This is a genomic window from Halomonas hibernica (assembly GCF_013183775.1).
GTDB lineage: Bacteria > Pseudomonadota > Gammaproteobacteria > Pseudomonadales > Halomonadaceae > Vreelandella > Vreelandella citrativorans.
In genome coordinates, this window is record NZ_VIFN01000003.1 from 344,268 (window position 1) to 358,103 (window position 13,836).

Consider the following 13,836-nt stretch of genomic DNA (forward strand, 5'->3'; position numbering starts at 1 on the left):
AATGACGGAACACGCAACGACATCAGACAAGCGACTCTCCCGAGCCACAGCGATTGCGTGGCTTTGGCGAAGGCTTTCGCGCTGGCCCCTGCCGCGCCTGTGGCGTTTTGCCTCCACGCTTGGTCCTCTCGTTTACTGCTTTAGCCGCCGTGAGCGAAACGTCACCGATATTAATCTTAAGGTGGTATACCCCACGCTTGACCAGCATAAGCGCAGGGCACTCGCTAAACAGAGCCTTCGTCACTCCACCGCCACCATGATGGAGCTGGGCTATGCCTGGATGGCGGAGCCTGATCGCGTTGAAGCAAGTATTGTTGAAGTGCATGGCCGTGACAAGCTGGACAGCGCACGCGCACAGGGCCGTGGTGTTATTGTTCTGGCGCCGCATTTTGGTAACTGGGAAGTGTTGAATTTCTGGCTTTCCAGCCATTTCCCTTTCACCGCTATGTACGAGCCTCCCAAAATAACCAACCTTGAGCCGATTATTCGCCATGGCCGCGAACGGATGGGCGCGCAGTTAGTGCCCACTAACCCGCGGGGCGTTGCAGCACTGCTTAAAGCACTTAAGCGCAGCGAGGCCATTGGCATTCTGCCTGACCAGGAACCCGACTGGGGCAGCGGCGTCTTTGCGCCGTTTTATTCACGCGATGCGTATACCGCCACGCTACTCCCCAAACTGGTGGCGCGCACCCAGGCACGCGTTGTCACAGGCGTTGCCCTGCGCCTGCCTAGGCGCGGCTTTGCTATCCATTTTCTGGACGCCGACGAGCGGGTGTATAGCGCTGACGAAACAGTGTCTGCGAGCGGGGTTAATGCCAGTGTTGAAGCGTCAATTGCGCTGGAACCCGCCCAGTACCAGTGGGAATACAAGCGCTACCGCAAAGTCATCGAAGAGCAGCAGCAAAACCCCAACGCCAACGACTTCCGGCTTTACTAGGGTTTCTCTGAGTAGGTACTGATTTATCAGACCTACTCATCGTCATGACGTGCATAGACATCATCGAGCCTTTCGATATCGTCTTCCCCCAGATAGGCACCCGACTGAACCTCAATCAGCTCTAACGGGATTTTACCGGGGTTCTCTAAGCGGTGAAGTGTGCCAATCGGGATATAGGTCGATTGATTTTCACTGACTAAGAAGCTGCGCTCTCCCACTGTTACCTGTGCCGTTCCGCTTACCACGACCCAATGCTCGGCGCGATGATGGTGGCGTTGAAGGGAGAGTCGGCCGCCGGGTTTCACCGTAATATGCTTAACCTGGTAGCGCTCACCACTATCAATTGCTTGAAAGTCACCCCAGGGGCGATGTACCTGGGGCGCTGACTGAAGCTCGCGGCGCCCTTTACTGGCTAACACCGCGACTAATTGTTTTATGTGCTGGGCCTGGTCCCGATGCGCCACCAGCACGCTGTCAGAGGTTTCAATCACAAGCAAGTCGTTAACCCCCAGCGTGGTCACCAAGCGATGTTCGGCCATCACGAGTGAATTCGTAGTCGAGTGCAAAAGCGCATCACCTTGCACCACATTGCCCGCTTCATCCGCCGCGGCCATCTCCCAAAGCGCATCAAAACTGCCTACATCGCTCCACTGAGCATCAAGGGGGATGACGGCCGCAAAACGGCAGTGCTCCATGACGGCATAATCAATCGAATTGGCGGGGCAGCGCTGAAACGGCGCTTCAGCGAGCCTTAGAAAATCCAGATCGCTGTGAGTGCCATCAACAGCGGCCCGGCAGGCAGACAGCATCTCGGGTTGAAGGTCCGCTAGCTGCTCAAGATATGTCGAAGCGCGTAACAAAAACATGCCGCTGTTCCAAAGCGTATCGCCTTGTTCAAGCAGTTGAGCGGCGCGCTCGGCATCCGGTTTTTCAATAAACGAGGCGAGCCGATAGCCCTTTTCCAATGCATCACCACAGGCGATATAGCCATATCCCGTTTCAGGATGCGTAGGCACAACGCCAAAGGTGACTAAATAGCCCTGCTCTGCCAAGGGCACGGCCCACTCGACACTTTGTTGAAAAGCGATCACATCGCCAATGACATGATCCGCCGGCAAGACCAACAACAGCGGATCGCCTCCTGCGCCCTTGGCTAACAACGCCGCACAGGCAATCGCAGGCGCTGTGTTACGCCCTCCTGGTTCTAGCACAATACGCCCCGCTAGGTTCGCTTCACGCAGTTGCTCAGCCATAAGAAACCGGTGCGCCTGATGGCCCATAATAAACGGCGGTGTCGTACTTATCCCTTCCAGGCGATCCAGCGTTTGCTGAAGCAGGCTCTTCGACGAGGTTAAGCGCAAAAACTGTTTGGGCATTTGCTCGCGTGAAAGCGGCCACAGCCGTGTGCCGCTTCCCCCGCACAGAATCACCGGCTGAATCATAGTCTCGTCCTTGTAGGCAAAGTGTTACCGGCTGCCAAATGCTTCCCGTAACCAGTGGCGAAGCTGGCTCATTCGCGCAGCCTTTTCAGGGTTATCCAATGACGGCAGCGTGCCCTCCACAAATCCATACGTGCGAAAAGGCGCCAATAACGCTGGGCCACCTCTACAGCGTAGTCGACAGACCAAGCGTAATGATCACGTATCCGCTCACTATCCTGCCAGACCACCTCCGGTGGGTCACTCGCTTGCTCCCAAGGCGCAAAAATAGCCCAGCGGCGCCTGCAAGCATCGCGCAAAATGCCCATATTTGGCCTACATTACCTACTAACAAGTGAAAGATTGGGCGCAACAACGGCATGTCTACATATACGTTAAGCGGGCGTCCAAATGCCGTGTAAGTGGCGGCATTACCCAAGTTGGCGACCATACGTTAAGTGAACGGTGTGCATAAAGGATTTAGTGTACAAAATTTGTTCAAACATACTGATAGTGATGTTAGCTCACCCTGTTTTAGTCAGCCGTCGAAAGGAACTCGCCTATGCGCTGTACGACGTTGAAGAGTCCGGAGATCGGAAAGTGGATATTACTGCTTGGCTGCTTTACGACATTGCCAACCAGTGCCCACACAGATGACCATTTCAATGCGGTCATTGAGCAGGCTAAACAGCTTGCTGAACAGGCGTATCAAGCGCCTGAAGAATCACTACCCTCGGCCCTAAAAGAGATTGATTACGATACCTATCGACAAATCCGCTTTTCGCCCGACCAGGCCTACTGGCGTGATGAAAGCCCCTTCAATTTACAGTTATTTCATAGCGGGTTTATTTTTCAAACGCCTATCACGCTGAACATCATTGAGGGCGATGACGTTACTCTGCTGCCCTTCTCCAGCGATGATTTTCAGTACGATGACAATGCCGAGTCGCTTCTTGAGCAGGATTTAACCGGCAGTGGCCATGCCGGATTTCGGCTGCACTACCCCCTCAACAATGATGATTACGCGGATGAGTTCGCGGTCTTTTTAGGCGCCAGCTATTTCCGCCTGGTGGGCCAGGGTCAAACCTACGGATTATCAACGCGAGGATTAGCGATCGACACAGCGTCATCTGAAAAGGAAGAGTTTCCAGCCTTTCGGGAGTTTTGGCTCTATAAACCAAGCGAAGATGCCGATGAAATCACACTACTCGCGCTGCTCGACAGTCCATCGTTAAGCGGTGCTTACCGCATAACGCTGCGCCCTGGTGAACAAACCAATGCCGAGATAGAAGCCGAGCTATTTGCCCGTCACGATGTCGCCAAGCTAGGCATAGCTCCGCTTACCAGCATGTACACGTTTGGCGAGTCTAGCCATGAAAGGTTTGATGATTTTCGGCCACAAGTACACGATTCTGATGGATTATTGATACATACAGGCGCTGATGAATGGATTTGGCGCCCGCTCAGTAACCCTCAAGAGACACATATTTCAAGCTTTGTGGATAACGCCCCCCACGGTTTTGGGCTGATGCAGCGTGAGCGCGACTTTAGCCGCTATTTGGATATGGAAGCGCATTACCATCAACGGCCCAGCCAATGGGTAGCGCCTATTGGTGCATGGGGCGCAGGTCATGTTGAACTAGTAGAAATACCCACTCCGGATGAAACCCACGACAATATTGTTGCCTATTGGGTCGACGATGAGCCGCTTAACGCTGGGGACTCACGCCACCTTCATTATCACACCTACACACTCAATGATGCCCAGGACCACGCCGTAGGCCGAGTCATTCGCACCCGTCATGGCAAGGCCACCATTGAGGAAAGCGCCAGTGAAGGCGCTACAGTAGAGCGCCAGTTTATTGTCGATTTTCAAGGCGGTGCGCTTGATGACATTGCCCCAGACCAACCCGTCGAGCTCGATATTAGCACCCAAACCGGCAACGTCATGCAGCCCCATGTTATGCCGCTCCCCGATAACATGTGGCGCGCCAGCTTTCGAGTTCCCCCGGGAAATGAGCCAACTGATATCCGCCTGCGTTTAATGCTCAATAACCAGCCCATTAGCGAAACCTGGAACTATGTGTGGTATCCCGATGCGTAAATCTATTGAACTTACCCCGTTGATTCCGTGGTTGGCCTTTCGTCGCGCATTGCTGGCTGTGTGGCGATGTTCAAGGTTATTTCCTTTTTGGAAATAGGCTGGCAAATCACCATGCTGGTACTGTTTGCACTAACGTTTAGCTGGATCGCCTTGGCGTTTTGGGGTGCTGTGTTCGGTTTTATTGTGTGCGCCCTGCGGCTAGATCCCTTAAGCCTGCGCCGGCAAGTGCCGCTTTCGCCTAACGGCAATTTACTGGTGAGTAAAACAGCGCTGGTCATGCCGATTTATGCAGAACCTCCCATCCCCACTATTGCAGGCCTCGAAGCAACCTGTCGCTCGCTAATTGAGCAGGCACACACCTCCTCGAACCGCCCTGAGACACCCTTAAGCGAACACTTCGACGTCTTTATTCTGAGTGATACGCAGGACCTCGACAAAGCCCAGGAAGAAGCCGCCCACGTGGCAGCACTTCAGCAGCGCCTTGCCGGTCAGCTGGCGGTTCACTACCGTCGTCGAGAGAACAACCATGAGCGTAAGGCAGGTAATATTGCCGATTTTTGCTGCCGCTGGGGACGCCGCTACGACTATATGGTAGTTCTGGATGCGGATAGCCTGATGAGTGGCGAGACGCTGTTAACGCTTGTTCACCGCATGCAGCGCGAGCCCAGTGTCGGCTTGATTCAAACCGTGCCGATTCCGGTTGGCCAGCGCACGCTGTTTGGCCTTTTCACCCAGTTTGCCTCTGCACTTTACAGCCCGATGCTGGCTGCAGGCCAAAGCTTCTGGCAGGGCGATGCTGCCAACTACTGGGGGCATAACGCCATTGTGCGCACGCGCGCCTTTATGGCCAGTGCAGGCTTGCCTACCATTCCCGGCAAACCACCGCTTGGCGGGGAAATTCTTAGCCACGATTTCGTGGAGGCCGCCCTGTTAAAAAGAAGTGGCTGGCAGGTACTTCTTGATACTACGGCCACCACCGCCGTTTCACGTCATGACCCGTATGCCAGCGCCGCTCATAACAGCTTTGAGGCCATGCCCAGCAATATGCTCGACTTTGCCAAGCGTGATCGTCGTTGGCTGCAGGGAAATTTACAGCATCTACGTTTGCTAACGGGCGCGGGCTTTCATCCCATCAGTCGGCTACATTTTTTCTTCGGCGCCTTTGCCTATTTATCATCGCTTGTGTGGCTCGCTCTGCTGGTGTGTACGAGTCTCCTGGTCGGCTACCAGGCGATTGATGAGCCGACAGAGCAAATGCTGCCCAAATCGTTATCTGTAGGGCTACTGACCATTACCTTGGGGATGCTGCTGGCACCCAAGTTTTTGGGGTTTTTACTGGCACTCGGACAGTGTCCTCATGCTTTTGGTGGCAGGCTTAAGCTATTCACCAGCATGGTATTGGAAATACTCTTTGCCGCGTTGATCGCTCCCTTGATGATGGCATGGCACAGCCTATTTATTATCACCGTGCTGCTAGGGCGCTCTATTGAGTGGCAAACCCAACCCCGAGGCGAGCGCTCTTTACCATGGGGAGAAGTGTGGCAGCATGCTGGTTGGATGACGCTATGTGGCCTTGCCTGGGCGGGAGCTGTCATGCTGTTTTCCGCCTCAGCCTTTGGATGGCTATCGCCGGTATGGCTAGGCCTGCTGTTAGCCGTGCCGATCATCAAGTACTCCAGTAGCAGCACGTGGGGCGGCGTTATCAATCAGCGCTTAGGGCTGCTAAAAACGCCTAGCACGCGTTTGAGCCCATCTTTGCTGGATGAATTTAACACCCTTATGGCGCGCGACAGTTCAACCTTGCCTGCCATGGCCGATGGTTCTCCGTATGTTCTTAATGCGCTGCCTTCTGAATTGTCTGGTGAGATGCCGCCTCAGTCGCTAAACCAGTTTAGCGTCCACGCGTCGTCGTCCCCGGCTGCCCAGACGAAGGAGCCTCATTAATGCTTGGCCAGCTAGCACATCGGCTAAGCAGTTCGATGCTGGTTTAACGCAGCCTGTGGTTCGCCACAGGTGCAGATGGCTTGGCCTCGGGCGACCTGCATGCCTGCCGAGTGGATCATCCCCTACCCACGAGTGCCCACAGCGGGTGATGGTATGTGACAGCTTTTCAAACGCTAATTTTCGACCTAACCTGCCAACAGCGGTGTGGTTTCAAGCGCAGGCGCGCTATGGCTACCAAAACGTGTTTACTAAAACGTTTATCAGGATCGGTTATCACACCCTCCATACCAAGCTCCGTTACAAGGAGCTTACGCCAGGAATTCAGGATTTATGATTTACGATTGGCAAGCGCTTAGTGTTCCCGAGTTAGCGGCGGTCGCCGAGCGCGACCCTGTCGCCGTTTTAGTGCTAGGCGCGATTGAGCAGCACGGCACACACCTACCGTTAGGCACGGACCTTATTATTGGCGAAGGGCTGCAGGCTGCTATGCTGAGCGTTCTTGACCCCGCTCTAGAGGTCGTTTGCTTACCCTCTATTGCGGTGGGCGCAAGCGACGAGCACGCTAACTTCTCTGGCACGCTTAGCCTTCCTGCGTCGCTCGCGATTGCCACGCTTGAAGCGTATGGGAAATGCGTCGCGCAGGCGGGCATCAACCGGCTGGTACTCATCAACAGCCATGGCGGTAATAAAGCCATTATGGAGTTGGCCGCGCTCACCCTACGCCAGCAGTTTAATATGCGCGTCGTTAAAGCGACGTATACACGGCTCCCACCGCTTGAAGGTGCGGTTGATGCCCAAGAGCTGCGTTATGGATTACACGGCGGGCTGCTTGAAACCGCCATGATGCAATACCTGGCGCCAACCACCGTCAATCTGGACAACTATCAGGCTGCTCCGCTCGGCACGTTAGAAAATTGCCGTCTGGTAGGCCCGGAAGGAGCCGCCGCATTTGCCTGGCTTGCCGAGGATTTAAGCCAGCACGGCGTGGCCGGTGATGCCCACCAAGCCACGTCGGCATTGGGTGAGCGTCTGGTACACCATTACGCTGAGCAACTGGCAACCGTGATCACGGAAACAGCTCGGCTGCCTGCGTTTTAAGTGCGTTAGCGCCCATGTCGGCCTAATACGTCGCCGAAAAGATGGCCGGCTCGATTGGCTTTTGCACTCAGGTAGCGATGATTCTGGTCGGTGACGCTCCCATAAAGTGCTTGACGCGATACCACCTCAATTCCGCCTTCACGCAGGGCAGCGATCTTCAATGGATTATTCGTCAGTAGCTGCACTTGAGAGATCTGCAGCGCATTAAGCATGTCCACCGCCACGGCGTACTGGCGCTCGTCGTCACCAAACCCCAGCACCTGGTCAGCATCCATGGTGTCCAGGCCACCATCTTGCAGAGTATAGGCGCGCAGCTTATTGGCAAGCCCAATGCCCCGCCCCTCCTGGGCCAGATAAAGTAGTACACCTCCCCCCATGGCCTGAATGTCCACCACGGCATTACGCAACTGCTCGCCGCAATCGCAGCGCAGGCTGCCAAATAAATCGCCGGTCAGGCATGCAGAATGCAGGCGTAAAGGAACTGCCCCTTCCAGCGTTTCAGGCTGTCCGATTACGACCGCCACATGCTCGCGTAGCCCATCCGGCTCGCGGAACAGCACAAAGCGACTTTCAGCAGCGTCTTCCAGCGGAATCCTGGCTTCGCTCACCCGTTTCAGCATACCCGGTGCACCGGCCAGGCACTTTGCAGCGTCCTTCGTATCAACTTCCAACAGCTTGCCTTGAGCAATTTCCTGCGCCACCGATTCAGCCACCTGGTCACTCACATCGGCACATAGCGCGGCTGGAATTAGCAAAGCACGGCGCATGAGTGCGACCGCGCCACGCTCACCAGGTCCTGCGGGTTTAAGGCCTCTTAATAAGGAATGCGCGGGTCGGCTCGCCGTTTGAACCACCGCGAGCGCCTGCAAATCATCTTCGTTCACATGCTCAACCAGTGGCAAACAGGCTGCTTCCGCCGTTAGTGACATGCCCATCGCCTCTAGGCGATGGCGTGTTAATACCAGAGAGGGTCGCGTCCCTGCGAGTTTGGCCAGCATATCGACCGACTCAATGCCCTCTAATGCCTGTACCAACAGACGCTTTTCGCCCGTATTAAGCACAACCGGCAGCCCACGGCGAATGTCGAAAATAGCGCGTTCAATGTGATACATAGTGGCCTCCTAATTGCCTGGTGCAGCGGGTATCGTACGCTTGCGTTGAACTATACGGCCCCGCAAGATAAGACTGTTTTCTCAGCGTGGAGGCGTTATGTCCGACACCCATCACCATAGTGGCTGCATTGGTCCTAAAACATTGTTGGAGAAGAAGACGTCGCTGGATATAGACACGGCGTGGGCGTGGCTGTTGGCAATACGTGAAGGCCAAACAACCGAGGCGCCATTGCGGCTCGATGCTGAGGGCAACTGGCTCCGCCAGAACGCTATAACACCGGCGGCCACTGACCTGTTGGACTGCCTGGTGCCGCTGGCAAGCCGCCCCCACTGGGTGATTGCCCAGTTGGGGCAAAGCCTGGACGGGCGTATTGCGACGCAGAGCGGCCACTCGCACTACGTCAACGGCCATGAAAGCCTGATTCACCTGCATCGGCTGCGGGCACTGGTGGATGCCGTTATCATCGGCGCCGGTACGGCCAGTGCTGACGACCCCCAATTGACAGTGCGTCATGTCACCGGCACGCATCCCACGCGGGTAGTGCTTGATCCGCGCGGTCGTGTGCCCGCAGGCATTAAGCTGTTCCACACCGACTCGGCGCCCACGCTGCACATCGTGGGGCCGGATACACCGCCGCCGCCCAATTCGCGGGTTCAGCGCCATGTACTGCCGCTTAATGCGCAGGGGCAGTTCGCCCCAAATGATGTAATCACGCTGCTTAATCAGTGTGGTTTGAAGCGCATTCTGGTGGAAGGGGGCGGTATAACGGTCTCCCAGTTTATTGAAGCAAATGTCATTGATCGCCTGCATCTTCTGGTCGCCCCACTGCTGATCGGCTCGGGCAGGCCGGGGCTTCAGATGACGCCTATCGAGACGCTTGGAAGTGCTCTGCGCCCGACGATGAGAACGTTTCGCTGTGGAGACGACACGCTGTTTGACGTGGTGCTGAGAGCCTCCACCTTTGCCTGACGGCTGGGCACGGTGACGTTTATCCATCGCCACCCAAATGCCCGGCAGGCTTGAAAGCAGTACTAACACACCATAAGCAAGGGACAGCGGAATTAACATGGTTAACAGAAGCACCGGCAAAATTTTCGACGCCGCAAGCTCGACACCAATGGCGCGCGCCGCACAGACCATAACGACCCCATAGCTCATGACAAGCAAGCCAGCACTCATTAGCCCGCGTCGAACCCAAGGAGAGCGCCATATCCGCTGCATGTTCATCGGGCTACGCCCTTTTTTCTGGCGTTGCTAGCAGGTCACAATGCCCCACCCAAATGCCCACCTCACCGGAAGCCACCGAGTGTGTACGTCGCTCACGCCACTCACCAATGCGAGTAGCGGCCTCTGGTGCCTGTTCTGTCGCCGCTTCCGCCCAGCCGTTAATGAGCGCCGTCATTAAAGGCTGATGTAAACGGTTAGCCGAACTCAACAGCCAAGGGGTAGCAACTTGTTCAACGTGATAATTCGCTTGTTCAAGCGCATTAACCAGCGCCTCGTGAGCCTGCCCGCCCAAGGCATCACCTAATCCTTTGTCGCGATGCTGATGCGCCATAAACAGCGCCAGTAGCCAGTGATCATCATCATCGGATAACGGCTCATCATCGGCATCGGTAAAACCCCACTCTCCGGTCACGCTAAGAGCCATTAACAGCGCCTGGTCACGTGACTGGCAGTGCGTTACGAGCGTTTCGATCCAACCTTGCGATACAAGATCCAGCAGCGCCGATGCGGTTATCAGATCCGCATCTTGCAGAGGCACATGAACAAGCGAATCAAGTGACGTACAGAGCGTTTCTACCCGAATGCCAGCCGCCTGGGCATTTTCCAACTTGCCGATGCTATCGCGGGCGTCGCTGAGTAGTTCAGCGTCATGGTCAATGAGCGTCCAGTGCTGCGGGGTCGGTAGAAAAGGCGCCAGGAAGCGCATATTGCTTCCTCTGCCTGACCCTAAATCGACCAGCCTCGGCGTCTGAGTGCGTTCACTTAGCCATATAGCGGCTTTTTGAGGAAGCTGCTGACTTCTAAACGTAACGTCCGCCTCTTCACGCAGCGTGAGCCAATCGGCTTCAAACTGGCTGCCGGTATGAAAAGAGGGGGCCGGGTTCAGCGCTTTAGCAAACGCAGCACCGGCATGCTGCCAATCGCTAAGCGTTTCACGCACCGCTTCTGCACCGGCTTTAAGCGACGCACGCAGCTCGGGTTCATCGCAAAAACGGCTCAGTGCATGTGTCAGTGCTTTTACATCCCCAGGTGTTACTTTAAGGCCTGCGCCTTCCGGCAAGGTTTCATCAAGAGCGCCCCCGGTCGTGGTAATGACAGGCAGGCCTCGCGCCAGCGCCTCGGTGACCACCATGCCATAGCCCTCGTACCAGGAAGGCAGTACCAGGGCATGCGCGTTTTCGTACGTCCTGGTTAAGGTCGCCGCGTCGCACTCACCGTGCAGCTGCACACAAGACGCAAGCCCATGCGCTTCAATCAACTGCGCTACCCGGTCGGCAAACGCCGCATCACGTGCACCGCCATAACAGTCACACTGCCAGTTTCTCTGGTTTAATCCCGCCAATGCCTGGACCAACACATCCTGCCCCTTACGCGGAACAAGCGTTGCCACACACACAAACCGCAGCGGCTCGCCAAGCGCTGGGGCGGCATTCATGGGGACAACGTCCACCCCAGGCTCGACAACACTAACCGTAGCCGCTATAGGCATGGCGTAGCGGTTTGCCAACGCCTTCAACCGGCGCTCAGTAAACCGGCTGGTCACGATTATTTGTGAGACGGCGGCAAGCCCCTTCAGCTCAGACTGATGAAATTGCTGCTGCTCGGATTCGCTTAGCCCTTGCTCATCACCCAACGGATGATGCACCAGTGCTGTTATCATCAACCGATTGGCCTGCTCAATAATGATGTCCGGTAACATCCCCATGGCGAGACCATCGATTACCACGTCCGTGGCCTCGGGCAAATCGTTTAGTGCCGTAGCCAATTGCTCGGCAGCCTCCTGGTCGGCATTAGGGAAGCGGCCTGATAAGCTGATGACATCGACGGTGCGCCCTTCCTGACGCAGCGCTTCGATCATGCGCGCATCGTAGATATAGCCGCCGGTGCGCTGATCAAGCGCCCCCGCGATAATAAACGTCAGTGGTTCACTCATAGATCACCTTCATAGCTTGCCCAGGCAATATGCGACTCATGCAGTTTGACTTCCATACGAGCGATGCCTTGCGCGGTTTTCCCCATTTGGCCTTCACCGATGGCATCGGCCAAACGGCTGAAGATAACGCTGGCCATAAACTCGGTGGAGGTGTTTTTACCCTTAAAGGCTTCTTCGTCATCCAGATTGCGATAGTTCAGGTGTGACAACACTTCCTTGAGCGTTTCGCTGGCGAGGCCGATATCAATCACTAATCCGTCCTCATCAAGCTCCGGGCGCTGAAAGACCACATCAACGACATATGTTGCCCCATGCGTGCGCTGGGCAGGACCAAAAATGTCACCTTTGAAGCTATGCGCAATCATAAAGTGATCACGAACACATAGACGGTACATAAACGCTCCTGATAGTAAGCTGTAGTGGTTAAACGTGAGCGGGGTAACGAAGGCGGTGACATAGCACGTCGCTGTCCGTAGAAAAGAGTTTGGGAGCAAGCTGGGGCAAAGCGTCAAAGTCGCTCTCGCCACTAATCAGTGCGTCTAATCGGCTATCGTTTAACAGGCTCAAGGCCAACATTAAACGGCGCTGGAAGTCCCATCGCGGGCGCAATTTAGCGGGTAACTGGCCCACCTGGCTGGCGCGCAGGCTAAGGCGCAGTGAATGAAACGCACCGCCCAAGGGGATACTCACCTCCCCTTCGCCAAACCAGCTCATTTCGATAACTCGGCCTTCGTTGCCGACCTGGCTTAGCGCTTGGCGTAAGCCTTCGGGATGGCCGCTGGCGTGAATGATGCAGTCTTGATCGTTGGGCGCTTTTTCCGGGGTACAAAAGACAAGGCCTAAACGCTCGGCGAGCGCCTGGCGCTTCGGGTTAATATCAATCAGCGTGACGCTCACACCGGGGATCTGTGAACACAGGTAAGCCACCAGGGCGCCTACAACACCGGCCCCGATAACACTGACGCGTTCCCCAAGCATTGGTTCGGCGTCCCAAACGCCGTTAATGGCCGTCTCCATATTGGCGGCCAGCACGGCGCGCGGCACCGGTATACTGTCAGGAATAGGCAATACGGCGGAAGCAGGAACGACATAGCGATCCTGATGGGGATAGAGACAAAATACCGTTTTGTTAAGCAGGTGCGCAGGCCCTTGCTCAACAACGCCGACACTACAGTAGCCATACTTGACCGGCGCGGGAAAACTACCTGCCTGAAAAGGGGCCTGCATACGCTCCACTTCACTTTCGGGTACGCGAGCATTGAATACCAGCGACTCAGTGCCACGGCTAACGCCACTGAACAGGGCACGTACGCGTACGTCTTCCTCCCCTACGCTGGTGAGCGTCTCTTTTTTAAGCTCGCCGACCCTTGGACGCGTTACCCAGAAGGCAGTGGCCGTATCGTTCGCCGACATGTCATTTCCCTATTATTCGCGTTTTCATCCAATCAGTTGGGCACTCCTGCCGTTAATCTGGCATGGCCAACGTATGAAATTTTTGTGGCGTACCGTAAAGCTTAGCCCAGAAAAGACACAGGTCGATGAATGCGGGCACCAATTTCGTTTAAGAACGGTTAAAAATGTACGCAGGTACTTTTCAGGGACATCAATACGCTATGATTAATGAGGTAGACAACCGCAGAGCCACGTATAAGAAGCGTATATATAAAACAGGCTCACCCATCAATTGACTGCGGGCGGGGTATCCGCTTTGCGAGACACAATGGTGCGAATTACCACGCTCGCTTCTAGCCATCTTTTATCGAGCCGCCTCTACAGCGCCAGCGAACTAGCGGTGGGCAGTTTGCTACTGCTGGGGCTGGGCAGCCTGCTACCCACATTGACGGTAACGGCTTTGAACTGGGGGCTAGCGTTTGGCACCTATGCGTTTATTAGCCTTTTCGTATTGATTTTCTGGTCGGGTGGCGCACTTGGCTGGGCCAACAGAATAACGTTACTGCGCGCCGTATTAGTCGCGTTGGTGGCGGGGGCGCTGGCCGGCAATGTATTCACTCATGCCATTTGGCTATGGCTTGTTACCGCAACCACCGCGCTGATGCTGGAT

The 13,836-nt window shown here is 55.5% G+C and carries 10 protein-coding genes and 1 pseudogene; 6 read left to right on the plus strand and 5 right to left on the minus strand.

Annotated elements, in window-relative coordinates:
- Position 1 precedes the first annotated feature (1 nt).
- On the plus strand, positions 2-937 hold the full coding sequence (locus FKN99_RS07650; RefSeq protein WP_172117297.1) for a lysophospholipid acyltransferase family protein: 936 nt from the start codon (positions 2-4) through the stop codon (positions 935-937).
- A 32-nt stretch (positions 938-969) separates the two neighbouring features.
- On the opposite strand, the gene FKN99_RS07655 is transcribed toward FKN99_RS07650, so the two are convergent.
- Positions 970-2,379 (minus strand): mannose-1-phosphate guanylyltransferase/mannose-6-phosphate isomerase, encoded by a 1,410-nt coding sequence (locus FKN99_RS07655; RefSeq protein ID WP_172117298.1) that lies wholly within the window; start codon positions 2,377-2,379, stop codon positions 970-972.
- Between the two features lie 538 nt (positions 2,380-2,917).
- On the opposite strand from FKN99_RS07655, the gene FKN99_RS07660 reads away from it, so the two are divergent.
- From FKN99_RS07660 to FKN99_RS07670, 3 genes are all read left to right on the plus strand, one after another.
- Positions 2,918-4,459, plus strand: a complete 1,542-nt coding sequence (locus FKN99_RS07660) for a glucan biosynthesis protein (protein ID WP_172117299.1) — start codon at positions 2,918-2,920, stop codon at positions 4,457-4,459.
- A 66-nt stretch (positions 4,460-4,525) separates the two neighbouring features.
- The gene (mdoH, locus tag FKN99_RS07665; RefSeq protein ID WP_172117300.1) at positions 4,526-6,403 is read left to right on the plus strand and encodes a glucans biosynthesis glucosyltransferase MdoH; all 1,878 of its coding nucleotides are present in this window, start codon (positions 4,526-4,528) and stop codon (positions 6,401-6,403) included.
- Positions 6,404-6,733: 330 nt separating this feature from the next.
- Positions 6,734-7,501 (plus strand): creatininase family protein, encoded by a 768-nt coding sequence (locus tag FKN99_RS07670; protein ID WP_172117301.1) that lies wholly within the window; start codon positions 6,734-6,736, stop codon positions 7,499-7,501.
- Between the two features lie 5 nt (positions 7,502-7,506).
- Here FKN99_RS07670 and ribA read toward each other — a convergent pair whose 3' ends face one another.
- Positions 7,507-8,613, minus strand: coding sequence for a GTP cyclohydrolase II RibA (gene ribA, locus FKN99_RS07675; protein WP_172117302.1), 1,107 nt, complete (start codon positions 8,611-8,613; stop codon positions 7,507-7,509).
- A gap of 97 nt (positions 8,614-8,710) precedes the next feature.
- Here ribA and FKN99_RS07680 point away from each other — a divergent pair, with 97 nt between their 5' ends.
- Entirely contained in the window at positions 8,711-9,583 is an 873-nt protein-coding gene (locus FKN99_RS07680) for a RibD family protein (protein ID WP_172117303.1), read from the plus strand.
- 262 nt (positions 9,584-9,845) lie between these two features.
- On the opposite strand, the gene FKN99_RS07685 is transcribed toward FKN99_RS07680, so the two are convergent.
- From FKN99_RS07685 to FKN99_RS07695, 3 genes are read right to left on the minus strand one after another with little or no spacing between them, the layout of a single operon-like run.
- Positions 9,846-11,774: a glycosyltransferase gene (locus FKN99_RS07685; protein WP_172117304.1), complete on the minus strand. Its 1,929-nt coding sequence runs from the start codon at positions 11,772-11,774 to the stop codon at positions 9,846-9,848.
- Positions 11,771-12,169, minus strand: a complete 399-nt coding sequence (locus FKN99_RS07690) for a 6-pyruvoyl trahydropterin synthase family protein (protein WP_172117305.1) — start codon at positions 12,167-12,169, stop codon at positions 11,771-11,773. Before FKN99_RS07690 ends, FKN99_RS07685 begins: the two co-directional genes overlap by 4 nt.
- A 28-nt stretch (positions 12,170-12,197) precedes the next feature.
- Complete coding sequence (locus FKN99_RS07695) at positions 12,198-13,187, minus strand: zinc-dependent alcohol dehydrogenase (RefSeq protein ID WP_172117306.1); 990 nt, start codon at positions 13,185-13,187, stop codon at positions 12,198-12,200.
- 307 nt (positions 13,188-13,494) lie between these two features.
- On the opposite strand from FKN99_RS07695, the pseudogene FKN99_RS07700 reads away from it, so the two are divergent.
- A pseudogene (locus FKN99_RS07700) lies at positions 13,495-13,836 on the plus strand (CDP-alcohol phosphatidyltransferase family protein); the annotation flags it as partial.